This is a genomic window from Arthrobacter sp. SlRoot2-15, from assembly GCF_059739345.1.
Window position 1 is genome coordinate 1,411,475 of sequence record NZ_AP046058.1, and the last position, 17,145, is coordinate 1,428,619.

Below are 17,145 nucleotides of genomic sequence, written 5' to 3' on the forward strand. Positions count from 1 at the left end.
TATTGGCACTATGTCCATTCCCCGTTGCGAGGACTGGGCATGTCCGTACGTAGTCCGTCTGCCCAAGCCCGCACACTCAGCCAGCCCCGCCCCGGAGCCCGGAGTCCGGAGCAAGCCAGCCAGCCAGCCCACCCCGCCGCCCCCAGCCAGCACCACCGTCCGGTCACAATTCAACGCCGGGCCACTACCGGCGATAAACTTGGCTAAGAAGCCGCCGTCGTGCCGTTTGGCCGCGCCGAGTAGTAGCTTCGCCCAGAACCCCGATGATCCAGTGAGGGTGCGCGCATGAGTTTGCCCACGACCGAAGTCCACCCCGGACCGCAGCCTCAGGTGCTGCCCGCGGTTCCCGCTGTCACCAAGCACCTCGTTGTGAAGAAGTTCGGCGGTTCCTCCGTGGCCGACGCCGAGGGCATCAAGCGGGTCGCCCGGCGCGTTGTGGACGCCCACAACGCCGGCGACGAAGTCGTCGTCGTGGTCTCGGCCATGGGCGACACCACCGACGAACTCCTTGACCTGGCCGGCCAGGTGACCGACTCGGCCCCGGCCCGGGAAATGGACATGCTCCTCTCCGCCGGTGAGCGTATCTCCATGGCCCTGCTGGCAATGGCGATCAACAAGTACGGCGCCTCCGCCCAGTCGTTCACCGGTTCCCAGGCCGGCATGATCACCGACGGCATCCATGGCAAGGCGCGGATCATCGACGTCGACCCGCACCGGATCCGCACGGCCCTGGACAAGGGACACATCGCGATTGTGGCCGGCTTCCAGGGCATGAGCCGGACCACTAACGAGATCACCACCCTGGGCCGGGGCGGTTCGGACACGACGGCGGTGGCCCTGGCCGCTGCCCTCAGCGCCGATGTCTGCGAGATCTTCACCGATGTCGACGGGATCTACACCGCCGACCCCCGCGTTGTCCCTTCCGCCCGGAAGATCGACCGTATCTCCAGCGAGGAAATGCTCGAGCTCGCGGCCTCCGGCGCCAAGATCCTGCACCTGCGTTGCGTGGAATACGCGCGCCGCTTCGGGGTGCCGCTGCACGTCCGGTCCTCTTTCAGCCAGAACGAAGGCACCTGGGTCCTGCCCAGCGCCGATGACAAGATCACGATTCAAGAGGGAGTTGCCTTGGAGCAGCCAATCATCTCCGGCGTTGCACATGACCGTTCCGAAGCCAAGGTCACGGTGGTGGGCGTCCCGGACATCCCCGGCAAAGCCGCGGCGATCTTCCAGGTCATCGCCGATGCGCACTCCAACATCGACATGATCGTCCAGAACGTCTCCACCCACGGCACCGGTCGGACGGACATCTCCTTCACCCTGCCCATCGTCGAAGGCGCCGACGCCCTCGCAGCCCTCCGCGCCGCCCAGGACGAGATCGGCTTCGAGAACATCGAATACAACGAGAAGATCGGCAAGCTCTCCCTGATCGGCGCCGGCATGCGCTCCCACCCGGGCGTCTCGGCACGGTTTTTCGCCGCGCTTTCCGAGGCCGGCATCAACATCAACATGATCTCCACCTCGGAAATCCGCATCTCGGTGGTGACCCACGCCGACCTGCTCGACGACGCCGTCCGCGCCATCCACAGGGCGTTCGACCTGGACAGCGACGACGAGGCAACGGTGTACGGCGGCACCGGCCGCTAGGACAGCTCCGGGGCCCGCAACCGGGTGCCAGCGCGCACAAGGGCGCGGCAACCGTGCCGCGCCCTCTGCCTGCCCCTCGAAGCCCGGTCAGACCTGCTCCCTAGGCAAATCCTCCCGGCGGACCGCGTAGTGGTGTCCCTGCGAATCGGTCTCGACTTCGAAGCCGGCGAGATCACTCTCCGAGGCGTGCTCGAAGTCATCGTGCCGGTGCACGACCGGCGCGGAATAATCCCCGCGCGAAGCAGGGCCAAAAAGGAACCGCGCCCAGTTCGACGGGTGCAGGTGCCGGCGCAACGCAGCCGCTCTCAATGCACGTGCCATGTTTCCCACCCCCTTTCCTGCTGACAGGCCTAGCGAAGGGTGGCGCGGGCGGCGCCAGTGACCCCATTTTACGCCCGACGGCGGTCAAAAGGGCAGGGCGGGGCAGCCTAGCGCAGCGACTTGTCTCCGGGGTGGCGGGGCACCACGTAGGTGCTGCCGTCCGGCCGGTGCAGGGTTTCCCACTGCTGGGTCTCGGCCTGCCGCTGGGCCAGCAGCAGGCGGTTTTGCTCGGTCATCTCATGGCCGATCGAGGTCCGGCTGGCGGGGCCGAAGACCGCCCTGAGCTTTCCGGTTGCTCGCATAAACCGCTGGGCGGTGCTTTCCTTGGCCATGACCCACTCCTTCGAAACGGATGTAGTACCAGTGTACGCTAATCATTAGCGCACTAACTATTTGAAGAAGGCCAGATGACTGTCGCCGATCCCACCGCGGCCGCACCGCCGGAGGCCGGAGCCCCCTCGGACGAGGACCTCCTGCTGGAACACCAACTCTGCTTCGCCCTGACCGTCGCGTCCCGCAGCGTCGTGGGCGCCTACAAGCCGGTGCTGGACAAGCTGGGCCTCACCCACCCGCAGTATCTGGTCATGCTCTGCCTGTGGGAATCGAGCCCCCGCACGGTCCGGGAGATCAGCGATGCCCTCGCCCAGGAGCCCGCCACGATCTCGCCGCTACTGCGGCGGCTGGAAGCGGCGGGCTACATCACGCGGCAACGGGCCGAAGGCAACGAACGCAGTCTCGCCGTGCGGCTGACCGCCCGCGGGGCGGCGCTGCGGGAACAGGCGACGGCGGTCCCCGGCACCATGATGGCGCGGCTTGGCCTGGACCGCGAACAGGTCGGCGAACTGCATGCCGCCATGATGCGGCTCATCGCAGCCACCCGGACCGCGGACCCCGGCGACGGCGGCTAGGTCCGCCCTTTGCCCGGTCCACGCTCCCGCCCTGAGGCGCCCGTCCCGCCTGCAGCGCACGGTTGGCCCGGCGCTAGAATGAGTGAAAGCGAGGAGAGCCGACCATGCGCAAAACCCTGATTCCCACCCTGCTCGCCCTGCTCTCGATTGCCGGGCTGGCAGCTTGCTCGCCGGGTGCCGGACCCACACCGAGCGCGTCGCCCACGGGCACCGCCTCCGCCTCCGCCAGCAGCCCGGGCACCCCGTCCGCCGACACCGATACCACCGCACCGGCGCCGTCGCCGTCGGCCGCGGCCCCCAGCGCCGGGCCGGGGCAGGGCAACGCCGAACTGGCCATTATGGTCACGTCCGCCGAAGGCGGGAAGGCCACTAATTACACCCTGGTCTGTCAGAACGGGGTTCCCGCAACGGAAAGCCAGCACCCCACCGCCGCCGCCGGCTGCGCCGCCCTGAAGGCGAATGCGGCCCTCCTCAGCCCCGCTCCGCGTCCAACGGACCAGGCCTGCACCCAGCAGTATGGCGGCCCGGAGGAAGCGACGGTCACGGGCGCGGTGGACGGCAAGGCTGTCGAAGCCAAGTTCAGCCTGCGCGACGGCTGTGAGATCGCCCGGTGGAAGGCCGCAAAGGACATTCTGGGATCCACCGGCGGGGCTGTCTAAGCCGGTGGAACTGCAAAACCTCCCGCAGGACGAGTGGCTCCGGCGTGAAGCCGCACATGCCCGGCGCGTCCGCGCCTACGCCGACCCGTACCTGGCCCGGAGATCGGCCGGGCAGAAGCACCCGGTGGAGGACTTCCTCTTCACCTACTACACCCAGAAGCCCGGCCAGTTGCTGCGCTGGCATCCCGGCGCCGGCGTTGTGCTCTCCGGCGCCGCGGCAGCGGCGCGCGCCGGCTGGAAGTACTACCGCACGCCCGACGACGGCGAACTCGCCGCCGCCGGCCTGCCGCCGGGCACGGACGCGGCGACGGTCGACGTCGAACGGTTCCTCAGCGAACGCCGCGACGCCGTCCAGTTTGCCGGCATTATCCTGGCGGGAACGGCTGCCCGGCCGGCGCAGTTCGGCTGCTTCGGCCTGCACGAGTGGGCCATGGTCTACCGGCAGGACAAGTTCGAGCTGCGGCACGAGTACCTGAAGCTGCGGCTCGGTTCCGAGGGGACGGACAAGGTGGTGGAGGACAACCGGATCCGGTGCTCGCATTTCGACGCCTACCGGTTCTACACTCCGGACGCGGTGCCGCTCAACACGCTTGAGCCGAGCCGCGAGAACCAGCGGAGCATGGAACAGCCCGGCTGCCTGCACGCGAACATGGACCTCTACAAGTGGGCCTACAAGCTGGCGCCCGCGCTGCCCAGCGAACTGGTTATGGACTGCTTCGAACTGTCCTGGCGGATCCGCGCCATGGACATGCGCGCCTCCCCCTACGAGCTGAGCGAGTGGGGCTATCCGCCGATCCGGATCGAGACGCCGGACGGGAAAGCCGAATACGTGGACCAGCAGCGGGAGTTCGCCGCAGCCTCGCAGGAGCTGCGCCGACGGCTGCTGGTCGAACTCACGCCGCTGCTGCAGACCGCCGCGGCGCGCCCGCTCCCCGCGGCCCAGGAAGGACACCCATGACCGCCCCCGGCGAAGAAAACGCACCGCACGAAGTGGACCTCACCGTCCGGCTGACGGAGGCGCCGGGCGCCCCCGAGTACAGCTTCCGGCTGGTCGCCGACGGCGGGATCCCCGGCCCCGGGTGCACCCTGCCGGACCCCGCTGCCGCGCTCGAGGCCCTGCGCCTGCACGGCGAGGGCATCTTTTTCCCGGTGCCCGGACCGCCGAAGCTGTGCACCCAGCAGTATGGCGGCCCGCAGGTGGCTGTGGTCACCGGGAACTACCGGGGCCGGGACGTCCACTGCGAATTCAGCCGCACGGACGGCTGCGAAATCGCCCGCTGGCGCGCCCTGGCGCCCCTGCTGGGCGGCACCTCGGGATCCACCGGCGCCGTCTGAGGCCCTGGGCTTAAACGGCAATGGCCGGCGGTACCGACCGCCGGCCATTGCTGTTTTCAGATGTTGCTAGACCGCGTTGTTCCAGGCCTGTCCCAGCTCCTGGTTCGCCACGGTAGCCGGGGCCCCCGCTGCGGGAGCCACCACGGCGGCGCCTGCTGCGTTCACGACGAGGCTGACGAACGTCGGCTCGCTGGCACCGGCGAACGTGATCCGGCCGATGTAGGAGCCGGGCTGAAGTCCGGTCCAGTTCAGCGTGATCTTGCCCGTCTCCCCGTTCGGCAGCACCAGCGGGTTCGGCGTGATCGTCGCATTGCCCACGTTGGCGCCAAGGATCGCGGCGTCGACGGATGCCTTGCGGGCCTTGCCGTCCGGGCTGGAGTACAGGTTGGCGTAGATCGTGTACTTGCCAGCGGCCGGGTTAGCGATCGAGAGGGACTCGCTGGAGGAGGAGGTCGCAACCTGCTCCACACCCCTGGGCGTCACGACCCACATGTCGAAGTCGGAGTTCGGGTCCGAGGAGAGGACCGAGAACTTCGCCAGCGGCACGCCGGCCGGAACCTGGACGGTCTTGACGTAGGTCGAGGCATCGGAAACGCCAGTGAATCCCCTGAACGCACCCGGGACGAGTTCCACCGCGGAGGAATCAGCCTTGGACAGGCCGTCCAGGGTCATGTTGGTGGGGCCGTCGGTTCCGGAGACGACGCTGATGTCAGCGGAGCCGGTGCCGGCGTCGGTGCTCAGGAAAACATCCTTGGCGGCGACAACGGACTGCGGGCGGACTGAGATCGGCGAGCTAACGGTCTTGCCTGCACCCTCCCAGCGCAGGGTGCCCATGGCGAACTTGCCCAGGGCCGCGCTCTTGTTTTCAAACGTGACCTTGAACGTCTTCGTTTCGCCGGCCGCCTTGAAGTTCAGGGCCGCCGGAGCAACGTTGACCTGGATCCCGGGTACATCGGCCTTGACCTTGTACACACCCGGAGTCAGGGCGGTCACCGTGCGGGTGACCTCGATCTTGCCGGTGAGGTTACCCAGCGCGAAGGACGGTACGTTCATGTCCCGCGGCTTGGTGCTGGACGCCAGGCCCAGGTTGACGCCGGTGCCCTGGATGAACTTCAGGTAGTCCTCGAAGTCGGCGTCGTAGACCAGGCCCGGATCAACCATGCGGGCCGGATCGACCTGGCCCGCGCCGGTGGCGTGGACGTCGGTGTTCTTGGACCCGTCGGCGAGCTTGACCTCTGACGCGGACGTCATCATGGCGGACTTCACCATGGCGGGCGACCAGGTCGGGTTCTTGCCCAGCAGCAGCGCGCCGAAGCCGGCTACGTGCGGGGCGGCCATCGAGGTGCCGGACATAAAGCCGAACTTGGCCCCGTCAGCACCGATCGGCGAGACGCCGGCCAGGACGGCAACACCGGGAGCAGCAACGTCCGGCTTCAGCAGATCCGACTGGGTGGCCAACAGCGGGCCACGGGAAGAGAAACCGGCAATCTGCGGCTGGGCTTCGAGCGGGAGACCGGTGGTGTCCTTGTTGACCAGGGAAACCTTGATGCCCGGGGTGGCGGTGACCTTGTCCTTGATGGCCTGGGTGGCCGGCGGGTTCACGTGCACGGTCGGGACCGCGTGCTGGTCCGTGTCCAGCGAGGAGTTGCTGAGGTTCACCAGGATCATGCCGACGCCGCCGCCGCGGGCAACCTCGGCGCTCTTGTCGACGCGGGCAACGACGCCGCGGTCGCAGACGACAACCTTGCCGGCAACCTTGGCCGGGTCGAGCGTGCCGGGGCCGCACAGGGCCGGGGACGACGGCGGGTTCGCGGCGGCCGCGCTGGCAGCCAGCACAACGCCGGCGTCCTTGACTTCCTTGTTCATAATGCTGGCGCCGCGGAACTTGGTGCCGTCGGCGAATTCCACGGTCCCCTGGAGCTCCTGGGAGAAGCTGCTGGCGGCGACGGTGGTGACCCAGGGTGCGCCGTGGTTCACGGTGCTGGCCGTGGGGCCGGAGTTGCCGGCGGAGGCGGCAACGAAGATGCCGGTGGAAGCGGCGTTCAGGAACGCCACCGAGACCGGGTCGATAACCGAGGTCGCGGAGCCGGAGATCGAGTAGTTCAGGACGTCAACGCCGTCCTCGATGGCCTGCTCTACAGCGGCGACCGAGGAGGAGCTGTAGCAGCCGCCGGTGTTGGGATCGGTGTCTTCCCAGCACACTTTGTAGACGGAGAGCTTGGCAGCGGGTGCGATGCCGCTGGTCAGGCCGAAGCTGCGGCCGTCAACGAACGTCTCGACGCCCTTGTTGCCGGCGGCGGTGCTGGCGGTGTGCGTGCCGTGGCTGGCGACGTCGACCGGGGAAAGCTGCTCTTCGGGGGCGCGGTTGCCGGCCGGAACGTAGCGCAGGAAGTCCTCGGCGAAGTAGTGCGCGCTCAGAACCTTGGAGTTGCAGGCGGAGCCGTCGAAGGAGGCGCCGGTTCCGGTGCCCTTCTGGCACTCGCCGACGAAGGTCTCGCCGTCGGCCTTGAGCATGGCGATCTTGCCGTCCGCCGTGCGGTAGGGAACGCCGACGACGGGCTGGCCGACCAGCGGCTTGACCTCTTCGCCGGCGAAGAACGCGCTGTCCGGGGTGTAACCGGTGTCAATGACGCCGACGACGACGCCCTTGCCCGCTGCGTCCTGGCCGCCGAACTTGGTGTTCCAAGTTCCGTCGGGGCCGCTTAGCTTGAGGAAATCGGTGCTGGAGTAGTCCGGGGCGTTTTCCGTATCCGGGGCAACCGCCAGGACGCTCGGATCCTTGGCGAGCTTGATGGCCTGGTCCGTGGTCAGCGTGGCGCTGAAGCCGTTGACCGCGGCGGAGAACTGGCGCTGGATCTGGACGTTCTGCTTCGCGGCAACTTCCGTCTGCTTCTTCTCCAGGTGGGCCCGGTAGTTCTTCACCTCGGCCTTGTTGGCGTCGAGCTTTTTGCCCTTGGCCGGTTTCGTGGCGGGCAGTCCGTCCGTGGAGCCTTCATAGGTGGCGGCCGGCTTTTCGGCCAGCATGACGATGTAGCGGCCGTCCGGGTAGCTGGCGGGGTCAAGATTCTTCTGCGCGATCCCAGCGACGGTGGAACCCTGGCCCGGCGCAGCAATGGCGGGCGATATGGCAACTGTGGAGAGGAGAACCGGCAAGCCCAGGGTCAGTGCCACTGCCCTCCGGAGTCCCCCGCTTCGAAGGAAGCTCTTTCCTGGTGATTTCACGAGTGATTTGAACCTTTCAGAAGGAACGGTCCCGGCGCCATTGCCGGGGACGACGTACTGGTACGGGAGCGGGATCAGGAGTTGACTCTCGCCCACCGGCGGATACCAGCCGATTCATACAGTACAGACTGAGAGCCAGATATGACATAGACCACAACTACAAATCTGGTTTGGTCATATTGGTCGTCAAACCGGGTGGTGCCGGAGGCATGGCAACGCCGGGACGGCAGCGCCGTCCCGGCTCGGGTCCCGCCCGGCGGCGGGCATTACGGGGGTTGTTACACGCTTATGACAAGCGGCTGGCTACTGGCGGGGCGTCCGGACGACCTCGCTGATCCAGGCTTTGGTCTTCTCGTCCAGCGGGCCGGCCACGTTGCTCGCCCTGGCCGCGCGGTCGGCTTTGACCTTCTGCAGGACCATCCGGCCGAGGCCCGCGAAGACGGCGGCGGCGACCACGGGCAGCAGGACGGATCTCGGTTTCTCAGCCATCCCCACATCCTACTGAGCGCCGCCGTCGCAGACCATAGCCGCACGCCGGCCGTGGTGCGCGCGGCCGCCGCCCGGTCACGAATGCGGCAAGGCGGACCGCGCCCGGTAGAATGGGCGTGCAAGCTCGCGGAGCGCCCGTACCACGTTGTCACCACCACACGTCGGATCGGCGTGAGACGGCACCACTCCGCTGCGCCCTTACCCAAGCTCACGCACAGGAGTTGCCGGATGCCCCGGATCGTTGTCGACGTCATGCCCAAGCCCGAGATTCTCGACCCGCAGGGGAAGGCCATCGTGGGCGCACTGCCCCGCCTGGGCTTCACCGCGTTCAGCTCTGTCCGCCAGGGCAAGCGCTTCGAACTGACCGTCGACGGCGAGGTGACCGAGGAGATCCTGGCCCAGGCCCGCAATGCCGCGGAGACCCTGCTCTCGAACCCGGTGATCGAGGACGTCGTCAACGTCGAGGTCGTCGAGGCCTGAGATGACTGAACTCCCCCTGATCGGCGAGGCTGTTGCCCTCGCCGCCAACCCCAGGCTCGCTGGTGCGCGGATCGGCGTCGTCACCTTCCCCGGCACCCTGGATGACCGCGACGCCGCCCGCGCCGTGCGCCTGGCCGGCGCCACCCCGGTGGCGCTCTGGCATGCGGACACCAGCCTCGGCGACGTCGACGCCGTCGTCATCCCCGGCGGTTTCTCCTACGGCGACTACCTCCGCGCCGGCGCGATCGCCCGGTTCGCGCCGCTGATGGCCAAGATCATCGACGCCGCCAACTCGGACGCCAGGCTGCCCGTCCTCGGCATCTGCAACGGCTTCCAGATCCTTACCGAGTCGCACCTTCTGCCCGGCTCGATGATCAAGAACGACCACCTGAAGTTCCTTTGCCGCGACCAGGTCCTGCGGGTGGAAAACAACACCACCGACTGGACCGGCGACTACACCGCCGGCCAGGAAATCACCGTGCCGCTGAAAAACCAGGACGGCCAGTACATCGCGGACGAGAAGACCCTCGACGCCCTGGAGGCGGAGGGCCGCGTGGTGTTCCGCTACGTCGGCTGGAACCCGAACGGCTCACGCCGCGACATCGCCGGCATCTCCAACGCCGCCGGCAATGTCGTGGGCCTGATGCCGCACCCGGAACACGCCGTCGAGGCCGGTTTCGGCCCGGAGACCGGCGCCGGGACCGAAGGCCTCGGCTTCTTCACCTCTGTCCTGAACACGATCGTGGGAGACAACAAATGACGGACACCCCCGCAATGGCGGCGCCCGCGCAGACCGCCAAGAAGTTCAACATCGACACCGTCGAGAACGCGGCGAAGACCCCGGACGTCGAGCTTCCCTGGGCCGAGCTGGGCCTGAAGCAGAACGAATTCGACGAGGTCGTCAAGGTCCTGGGCCGCCGCCCGACCGGCGCCGAGCTCGCCATGTACTCCGTGATGTGGAGCGAGCACTGCTCCTACAAGTCCTCCAAGAACCACCTGCGCCAGTTCGGCGAAAAGGTGACCGAGGAGATGAAGAAGGACATGCTCGTCGGCATCGGCGAGAACGCCGGCGTCACGAACCTGGGCGACGGCTGGGCCGTGACGTTCAAGATCGAGTCGCACAACTCGCCGTCGTTCGTGGAGCCCTACCAGGGCGCCGCGACCGGCATCGGCGGGATCGTCCGCGACATCATCTCCATGGGCGCCCGCCCGGTGGCCGTGATGGACCCGCTGCGCTTCGGCGCCATTGACCACCCGGACACGGCCCGCGTTATGCACGGCGCGGTGGCCGGGATCGGCGGCTACGGCAACTCCCTGGGCCTGCCGAACATCGGCGGCGAGATGGTCTTCGACTCGGTCTACCAGGGCAACCCGCTGGTCAACGCCCTCGCCGTCGGCGTTATGCGCCACGAGGACATCCGCCTCGCCAACGCCTCCGGCAAGGGCAACAAGGTGGTGCTCTTCGGCGCCCGCACCGGCGGCGACGGGATCGGCGGCGCCTCGGTGCTGGCCTCCGAGTCCTTCGACGACACCAAGCCGTCCAAGCGTCCCGCCGTCCAGGTGGGCGACCCCTTCGCCGAGAAGGTCCTGATCGAGTGCTGCCTGGAGCTGTTCAAGGGCTCCCTCGTTGAAGGTATCCAGGATCTGGGCGCTGCGGGCATTTCCTGCGCCACGTCCGAGCTCGCCTCCAACGGCGACGGCGGCATGGAGGTCGAGCTGACCTCGGTCCTGCTCCGCGACCCCACCCTGACCCCGGGCGAAATCCTGATGTCCGAGTCGCAGGAACGCATGATGGCCGTGGTCACCCCCGAGAACATCGCCGCGTTCGAAGCCGTGATGGACAAGTGGGCCGTGGAGTACTCCTGGCTCGGCGAGGTGACGGACACCGGCCGCCTGATCATCACCTGGGAGGGCGAGGTGATCGTCGACGTCGACCCGCGCACCGTCGCCCACGACGGCCCGGTCTACGACCGCCCGTACGCCCGTCCCGAGTGGCAGGACGCCATCCAGGCCGATGCCTTCACCGGCTCCGTGCAGGACACCGCGCGCCCGGCCGCCCCAGGGGAACTGGCCGCCGCCATCACCGAACTCGTCGCCTCACCGAACATGTGCAGCAAGTCCTGGATCACCAAGCAGTACGACCGCTACGTCGGCGGCAACACCGCCATGGCGTTCCCGGACGACGCCGGCGTGGTCCGCGTGGACGAGGAAACCGGCCTGGGCGTTGCCCTGGCTACCGACGCCAACGGCCGCTACACCTACCTCGACCCGTACCACGGCGCTCAGCTGGCGCTGGCCGAGGCGTACCGCAACGTCGCCACCTCCGGCGCCGTGCCGATGGCGGTCAGCGACTGCCTGAACTTCGGCTCGCCCGAGGATCCGGATGTGATGTGGCAGCTGGCCGAAGCCATCCGCGGGCTCTCCGACGCCTGCATGGTCCTCGGCATCCCGGTCACCGGCGGCAACGTCTCGCTCTACAACCAGACCGGCAGCGTCCCGATCCACCCCTCCCCCGTGGTGGCCGTGCTGGGCAAGCTGGACGACGTCGCGCGCCGCACGCCCTCGGGCTGGCGTGAGGACGGCCAGGCTATCTACCTCCTGGGCACGACGGCGGCGGAACTGGACGGTTCGGAGTGGTCCAACCTGCGCGGCCACCTGGGCGGCCTGCCGCCGAAGGTCGACCTCGGCGCCGAACGCGAGCTCGGTGAAATCCTGATCAATGCCTCCCGCGACGGCATGGTGGATTCCGCGCACGATCTCTCCGAGGGCGGCCTCGCGGCGGCCCTCGTGGAGTCCGCGCTGCGCTACGGCACCGGCGCCCGGATTTCACTCCAGGACGTGATGGACCGCGACGGCGTGGACCTGTTCACCGCGCTGTTCTCCGAGTCCCAGGCCCGCGCCATCGTGGCGGTGCCCCGCTCGGAGGAGATCCGGTTCAAGGACATGTGCACCGCCCGCGGCTTCGCGCACGTCCGGATCGGCGTCGTGGACGCCGAGAGCGGCCAGCTGGAGATCAACGGCGTCGAAACCCTGGATCTGGACTCGCTCCGCGAGGGCCACGAGGCGACGCTGCCGAAGTACTTCGGCTGACCCACCCACCGGGAAGCAACGCGGGGTCACTTACCGCCCAAAAATCCCCTCGGGATGGGCGGTAAGTGACCCCGCGTTGCTTTTAGTCGTCGCCGCGGAGTTCGCGCTGGCGGGCGCTGAGCAGTTCGAGCTCCGGCCGTCCAGCCACGAACCGTTCGACGGCGGCCAGCACCTCCACGAGGTGCGCCCGGTCCGCCGCGACCAAGCCTGCGCCGATCAGGGTGCGCCGGTACTGGTCGTGATACCCGGCCTCAGTCACGGAAACGTCGAAGCGGCGCTTGAGCTCGGCCAGCACCGGCCGCACCACGGAACGTTTCTCCTTCAGGCTGTGCACGTCGCCCAGGAGGACATCGAATTCAATCCAGCCGATCCACATGCCTGAATTTTCCCATCGATTGCTGGACGGCCTAGATGGTGAGTTCGCCCATCCGGTCCCAGCCCTCGCCGTCGAGCTGGCGGCTGATGATCCGGGGTGTCTCGGCCAGGGCCTGGGGCATGTCCGCCATGGCCTGCTTGAAGTGGGCGCTGTTGACGTGGTCCCAGGCGCCGTCGTCCTTGAAGGCCTCGACCAGGACAAATTCGTTGGGATCCTCCACGCTGCGGGACCAGTCGAACCACAGGTTGCCGGGTTCCTGCCGGGTGGCCCGGGTGAAGTCGTCCACGAGGCCGAGCCAGCGCTCGGACCAGTCGGGCTTGACCTTGAATTTAACGACGATGAAGATCACGGGTGGGCCTTTCGGTGTTGGTGCATCGGTCTTCCATTGTTGCAATGAGGACAACGTGGGGCTCAGCAGTCGTCGATGGCCGCCCGGGCCCGTTCCTGCTGCTCCGGTGTGCCCACCCGTTCCGCCCACTGCTCGGCAAGCTGGAACTCCACCATGGCCTCGGTGCAGCGTCCGCCTTCGTGCAGGCTCCAGCCGAGGTTGTTGTGGAGCGCCACCATCCAGCGCTTGGTCCGGGCGTCGTGCGCCGTGGACGCGTATTCGAGCGCGCTGCGCGTCCAGGTCTCGGCGTGGGCCGCGTCGGCGATCGCCAGCATGTGCAGGGCATCGACGGCGAGGAACTCCTCGCCCAGGTGGTCGGCGAGTTCGGCGGCCTGCTCGAACAGCGGGACCGCCATCTCTGCGTGGCCGCCGGAATTGAGCACGCGGCCGCGTTCCAGCAGGACCCGAACCGCCACCGTGGGCTCGTCGCCGTCGATCGAGTCCAGCAGGGCGTCCGCTTCCTCGAAACGCCCCTGCAGCCCGATGGCCCGGCCCAGCTGGGTGGTGAACTCGGCCCGTTCGTCGTCGTAGGCGGGGTCGGTGGCCGCCGCACGGAAGCGGGACTCCGAAAGGGCGGGGTCGTCAAAGTTCCACAATCGGTCAAGGGTCTGTTGGTTCAGCATCTACCTGCTCCTCCTCAGTTCACACCTGCGGCCAGTTCCTGTGCACTCCTAAGGTATCGGGAAGTGACCAGCCGGCGCGCCCGGGCGGTGACGGCCCCGCCGGCCGCATAGAACCAGTTGGCCGGCACACCGAACGCGGTGACCTTGATCAGCACCAGGCCGTTTTCGTCGAGCGAGATTTCGAATGACTCCTCGCCGCGGACCGGATGCCCGGGCAGCGTCCCGTAGCCGAAACCGGCGGATTGCGGGCCGCCGCCGGGGACCGGACGGCGCACCCAGACCACCTCGCAGGGCGCGTCAATGCGGAACGGCCCGACGCCGAAGCCGCTCACCACCCGCGTCCCGGGGAGCACGACGTCGGACTCGGCGCGCACGCGCAGTCCGGCCCGCTTCTGCAGCTGCCAGGTCAGCATTCCCTGCACCGCGCGGCGGTAGGCGGCCTCGCCGTCGCCCAGGTAAGCCTGGCTGACTTCTCCGGCGCTGTCTTCGGGCAGCAGCCCGCTCTCGGTGGCCCCGATTCCTTCGTAGTTCAGTTCGCCGCCGGCGATCCGCGGGGCGCTCATGGCCGGGTCTGTCCGCCGGCGAGCCGGGCCCAGCCGAGTTGCTCCTGCTGGCGGCGGCTCAGGGTGGCGACCACGAGGTCATAGGAGTCCTCCACCATGTCGCGGACCATGGCGTCGGGCAGCGTACCGTCCAGCCGGACGCCGTTCCAGTGCAGCTTGTTCAGGTGCCAGGCACCGGTGATTTCCGGGTGCGCGGAGCGCAGCTGCTCGGCGAGGGCCGGTTCGCATTTCAGGCTCACGGCGAAGTCGTCCGGATCCAGCGCGGACAGGGCGAACATTTTGGCCTCATGCCGGGCCCCGCCCGCCACTGCCGCGCGTACCTTGAAGACCGCAGTGTCAGGGCCGAACGGGTAGTCCTCGAAGGCGCCGGGGAAGCCCAGGCAGATCCGGCGCAGCGTGGCGACATTCATAGACCAAGCCTACTTTTATCCCCCGACATTCCCCGGCCCTCGGGAGCTGCTCAGGCGACGCCGAGGAAGTCTTCAAGCAGCACGACCTCAAGGCCGGCGGCCTGCTGGGCAGCCCGAAAAGCAGCCAGGTCGGCGGCGAACTCCGGCCGGAAGTGCATGAGCACGATGTCCCCCGGGCGCAGGGCCTTGCCGTACTGGTAGTCCATGTGGCCGACGTTGGATTTGGCCTCCCACGTGACGATCGCCTTCATCCCCGCAGCCGCGACTGCCTGCCGCATGACCGTGGAGTAGGCGCCCCCGGGCGGGCGGAACAGCGTGGGGCGGCGGCCGAACTGCTGCTGGGCGTAGTCCTGCATGCCGTTGATTTCCGCGAGCTGCTGCTGGTAGCCCATTTGGCTGACCATGTTGATGTTGTGAGTGACCGTGTGGTTTTCCACCAGGCTCCCCTGGGCGGCGAACCGCTTGAAGAAGCCCGGATCGGCCTGGACAAAATTCCGGGTCAGGAAGAGGGACACGGGATAGTCGTACTCGGCCAGGAGCCGGACCATCTCGGGAGTCCTGGTCACGCCGTCGTCGATGGTCAGGAACACCACCGGATGCTTCGTCTCAATCTTGGTGATGACAGGGGCGAGCCCGTTTTGTACTGGCGGCAGTTTGAAGTCCGGGGTGAACTGTGCGCGGGGCCGCCGGGCCGGGCTCTCGTCGGGGAGAAGCGGCGACTGCAGGCGGCCGGGCCGGACGGGCCCGGCAGCGGGCGGCGCAGCGGTTGGTTCCGGCGCCGACGGGACGTCAGGAGCCGCGCAGGCCCCCAACGCCGATACCATCGAGGCGCCCAGGAGCCCCAGGGCGCTCCGACGCCCAAGGGTCACAGGGGGCGCAGTCGGGTGGTGCCCACACATGTTTGATCCCAGCATCCGCGAAATAAGACAGGCGCAGAATACCAGAGCGAAGTGACTTCCCGTGGACGGCCGTCCCTAGAGACCGAAGCGCGGCGCCTCCTGGGCCGGGCAGGCGTTCATCACAACGTCCAGGCCCGCCGCCGCGGCCCGGGCCGCGGCGGCCTCATCGATCACACCGAGCTGCAGCCAGACGGCTTTCGCTCCGGCGGCGATCGCCTGGTCCACCACGTCCCCAACTTTCCGGGAATTCACGAAGCAGTCCACGACGTCGAGGGGTTGCTTCGCCGCCGGGATGTCCGCCAGCCGGGCGTAGCCGGTCTCCCCGTGGACCGGGTCGGCCGGAAGATTGACCGGGATGATCTCCATGCCGAGCCGGTCCCGGATGTACAGGGAGGTGTCGTAGGCGGCGCGCCACTCGTTGGTGGTCAGGCCGACGATTGCCCATCGTCCCTTGGTGCGCAGGAGCCGTTCGATGACTGCGGGGTCGTTCACGTGGGTCATCCGCCCAGCCTACGGGCCGGCCGCTCGGGAGCGCTGCGGACCTGCCGCCAGGGCGAATGCCCCGAACAATCGGCCGCCGGACCGCCGCGCGGCGGCGGGCGTCCGAATATTACGCGCCCGGTTTGGGGAAAACCTTCGTTTCCGTTTTAGTGGGTAGTGACCATCCCGAGCGGCTGAGAGACCTGGATCGATGAAGCCGCAGCAACCCTGGTCGTCGGAGTTCCTCCCCGGAATCCGCCGACAGCAAGGTGGCGAGCCGCGGGAGCGGCCGGACTGACACCCCGGCTAAGAGGCTCGTTCCGTAGGGTGCTACTGCCAGGACCGATGGAGTAAACCCTATGACTGCTGTCCTGTCCCCCTCCGCTGCCGGGGCGTCCGCCGAGGCCCCGCTGCGTACCCCGGCCCTTCCGGTGTCCTTCCGCGGCCTGCGCCGGACCTTCGGCTCGGGCACCGAGGAACACACCGTGCTGCGGGACGTAAACTTCGACATCCGGGCCGGTGAGGTCCTTGCCATCCTCGGCACGTCCGGCTGCGGGAAGTCCACCCTGCTGCGCGCCGCCGCGGGCCTTGATGCCCCGAGCTCCGGGAGCGTGGAGATCGACGGCGCCCCGGTCCAGGGCGTGGATTCCCGCTGCGCTTTCGCCTTCCAGGAGCCTCGCCTGCTGCCGTGGCACACCCTGCAGGCCAACATCGCCATCGGCCTGCCCACCGGCGTCAGTGCCCGCGACGGCAAGGCCAAGGTTGCCCGGCTCCTGGGGCTTGTGGGCCTGCAGGACTTCGCCAAGCACCGGCCCCGCGAAGTTTCCGGCGGCATGGCCCAGCGCGCGTCGCTGGCCCGGGCGCTGGCCCGCAACCCCGGCGTGCTGCTGCTTGACGAGCCCTTCGGCGCCCTCGACGCCCTGACCCGGATCAAGATGCAGGACCTGTTGTTGGAGGTCCACCGTGCGGAGCCGACCACCGTGCTGCTCGTGACCCACGACGTCGACGAGGCCCTGCAGCTCGCCGACCGCATCATCGTCCTGGGCAAGGAAAGCAGCGCCGGGCCGGCGGACACGGCATCCGGCGCCACCATCATCCGGACCGTGGACGTGCCCGGAGACCGCCCCCGCGACCGGGCATCGGCCGAGCTGGCCACGCTCCGGGCCTCACTCCTGGCAAGCCTCGGCGTCGACAGCCACTAGCCGCACCGCACCCGGCTCCGACCGGACGCCGCCGGAAGCGCCGGCGGCGTCCGCCC

20 protein-coding genes are annotated in these 17,145 nt (G+C 68.3%); 9 read left to right on the forward strand and 11 right to left on the reverse strand.

Annotated features, from left to right (window positions below):
• Positions 1-285: 285 nt before the first annotated feature.
• Complete coding sequence (locus tag AC6I9V_RS06355; protein WP_349413596.1) at positions 286-1,644, forward strand: aspartate kinase; 1,359 nt, start codon at positions 286-288, stop codon at positions 1,642-1,644.
• A gap of 87 nt (positions 1,645-1,731) precedes the next feature.
• Here AC6I9V_RS06355 and AC6I9V_RS06360 read toward each other — a convergent pair whose 3' ends face one another.
• Both AC6I9V_RS06360 and AC6I9V_RS06365 read right to left on the reverse strand, forming a co-directional pair.
• On the reverse strand, positions 1,732-1,965 hold the full coding sequence (locus tag AC6I9V_RS06360; protein ID WP_497898751.1) for a hypothetical protein: 234 nt from the start codon (positions 1,963-1,965) through the stop codon (positions 1,732-1,734).
• Between the two features lie 107 nt (positions 1,966-2,072).
• Positions 2,073-2,297 (reverse strand): hypothetical protein, encoded by a 225-nt coding sequence (locus AC6I9V_RS06365; protein ID WP_349413594.1) that lies wholly within the window; start codon positions 2,295-2,297, stop codon positions 2,073-2,075.
• Positions 2,298-2,372: 75 nt separating this feature from the next.
• Here AC6I9V_RS06365 and AC6I9V_RS06370 point away from each other — a divergent pair, with 75 nt between their 5' ends.
• The 4 genes from AC6I9V_RS06370 to AC6I9V_RS06385 all read left to right on the forward strand — a co-directional run bounded on the left by AC6I9V_RS06370 (position 2,373) and on the right by AC6I9V_RS06385 (position 4,867).
• Entirely contained in the window at positions 2,373-2,873 is a 501-nt protein-coding gene (locus AC6I9V_RS06370) for a MarR family winged helix-turn-helix transcriptional regulator (protein WP_349413592.1), read from the forward strand.
• Between the two features lie 104 nt (positions 2,874-2,977).
• The gene (locus AC6I9V_RS06375; RefSeq protein WP_349413590.1) at positions 2,978-3,532 is read left to right on the forward strand and encodes an SSI family serine proteinase inhibitor; all 555 of its coding nucleotides are present in this window, start codon (positions 2,978-2,980) and stop codon (positions 3,530-3,532) included.
• A complete protein-coding gene (locus AC6I9V_RS06380) occupies positions 3,525-4,490 on the forward strand; it encodes a 3-methyladenine DNA glycosylase (RefSeq protein WP_497900271.1) in 966 nt (321 codons plus the stop codon). Before AC6I9V_RS06375 ends, AC6I9V_RS06380 begins: the two co-directional genes overlap by 8 nt.
• Positions 4,487-4,867, forward strand: coding sequence for a serine protease inhibitor (locus tag AC6I9V_RS06385; protein ID WP_349413586.1), 381 nt, complete (start codon positions 4,487-4,489; stop codon positions 4,865-4,867). Before AC6I9V_RS06380 ends, AC6I9V_RS06385 begins: the two co-directional genes overlap by 4 nt.
• 66 nt (positions 4,868-4,933) lie before the next feature.
• Here the strand turns inward: AC6I9V_RS06385 and AC6I9V_RS06390 are convergent, their stop codons facing one another.
• Both AC6I9V_RS06390 and AC6I9V_RS06395 read right to left on the reverse strand, forming a co-directional pair.
• Positions 4,934-8,038, reverse strand: a complete 3,105-nt coding sequence (locus tag AC6I9V_RS06390) for a S8 family peptidase (RefSeq protein WP_497898752.1) — start codon at positions 8,036-8,038, stop codon at positions 4,934-4,936.
• 354 nt (positions 8,039-8,392) lie between these two features.
• On the reverse strand, positions 8,393-8,578 hold the full coding sequence (locus AC6I9V_RS06395; RefSeq protein ID WP_146335892.1) for a hypothetical protein: 186 nt from the start codon (positions 8,576-8,578) through the stop codon (positions 8,393-8,395).
• A 228-nt stretch (positions 8,579-8,806) separates the two neighbouring features.
• Here AC6I9V_RS06395 and purS point away from each other — a divergent pair, with 228 nt between their 5' ends.
• The 3 genes from purS to purL are packed head-to-tail and all read left to right on the forward strand — an operon-like array spanning position 8,807 to position 12,148.
• Positions 8,807-9,058: a phosphoribosylformylglycinamidine synthase subunit PurS gene (purS, locus tag AC6I9V_RS06400; protein WP_011690410.1), complete on the forward strand. Its 252-nt coding sequence runs from the start codon at positions 8,807-8,809 to the stop codon at positions 9,056-9,058.
• Position 9,059: 1 nt separating this feature from the next.
• Positions 9,060-9,818: a phosphoribosylformylglycinamidine synthase subunit PurQ gene (purQ, locus tag AC6I9V_RS06405; protein WP_497898753.1), complete on the forward strand. Its 759-nt coding sequence runs from the start codon at positions 9,060-9,062 to the stop codon at positions 9,816-9,818.
• 14 nt (positions 9,819-9,832) lie between these two features.
• Positions 9,833-12,148, forward strand: coding sequence for a phosphoribosylformylglycinamidine synthase subunit PurL (gene purL / locus AC6I9V_RS06410; protein ID WP_497900272.1), 2,316 nt, complete (start codon positions 9,833-9,835; stop codon positions 12,146-12,148).
• An 82-nt stretch (positions 12,149-12,230) separates the two neighbouring features.
• Here purL and AC6I9V_RS06415 read toward each other — a convergent pair whose 3' ends face one another.
• The 7 genes from AC6I9V_RS06415 to AC6I9V_RS06445 all read right to left on the reverse strand — a co-directional run bounded on the left by AC6I9V_RS06415 (position 12,231) and on the right by AC6I9V_RS06445 (position 15,908).
• Complete coding sequence (locus AC6I9V_RS06415; protein ID WP_497898754.1) at positions 12,231-12,524, reverse strand: DUF503 domain-containing protein; 294 nt, start codon at positions 12,522-12,524, stop codon at positions 12,231-12,233.
• Positions 12,525-12,555: 31 nt separating this feature from the next.
• Positions 12,556-12,873, reverse strand: coding sequence for a putative quinol monooxygenase (locus AC6I9V_RS06420; RefSeq protein WP_497898755.1), 318 nt, complete (start codon positions 12,871-12,873; stop codon positions 12,556-12,558).
• A 62-nt stretch (positions 12,874-12,935) separates the two neighbouring features.
• A complete protein-coding gene (locus AC6I9V_RS06425) occupies positions 12,936-13,535 on the reverse strand; it encodes a hypothetical protein (protein WP_497898756.1) in 600 nt (199 codons plus the stop codon).
• Between the two features lie 14 nt (positions 13,536-13,549).
• Positions 13,550-14,098: a DUF1990 domain-containing protein gene (locus AC6I9V_RS06430; protein ID WP_497898757.1), complete on the reverse strand. Its 549-nt coding sequence runs from the start codon at positions 14,096-14,098 to the stop codon at positions 13,550-13,552.
• On the reverse strand, positions 14,095-14,508 hold the full coding sequence (locus AC6I9V_RS06435) for an MmcQ/YjbR family DNA-binding protein (protein WP_497898758.1): 414 nt from the start codon (positions 14,506-14,508) through the stop codon (positions 14,095-14,097). The genes AC6I9V_RS06430 and AC6I9V_RS06435 overlap by 4 nt, the downstream gene beginning before the upstream one ends.
• 50 nt (positions 14,509-14,558) lie before the next feature.
• A complete protein-coding gene (locus AC6I9V_RS06440) occupies positions 14,559-15,377 on the reverse strand; it encodes a polysaccharide deacetylase family protein (RefSeq protein ID WP_497898759.1) in 819 nt (272 codons plus the stop codon).
• A gap of 105 nt (positions 15,378-15,482) precedes the next feature.
• Positions 15,483-15,908: a CoA-binding protein gene (locus AC6I9V_RS06445; protein ID WP_349413578.1), complete on the reverse strand. Its 426-nt coding sequence runs from the start codon at positions 15,906-15,908 to the stop codon at positions 15,483-15,485.
• A gap of 338 nt (positions 15,909-16,246) precedes the next feature.
• On the opposite strand from AC6I9V_RS06445, the gene AC6I9V_RS06450 reads away from it, so the two are divergent.
• The gene (locus tag AC6I9V_RS06450; protein ID WP_497898760.1) at positions 16,247-17,089 is read left to right on the forward strand and encodes an ABC transporter ATP-binding protein; all 843 of its coding nucleotides are present in this window, start codon (positions 16,247-16,249) and stop codon (positions 17,087-17,089) included.
• Positions 17,090-17,145 lie beyond the last annotated feature (56 nt).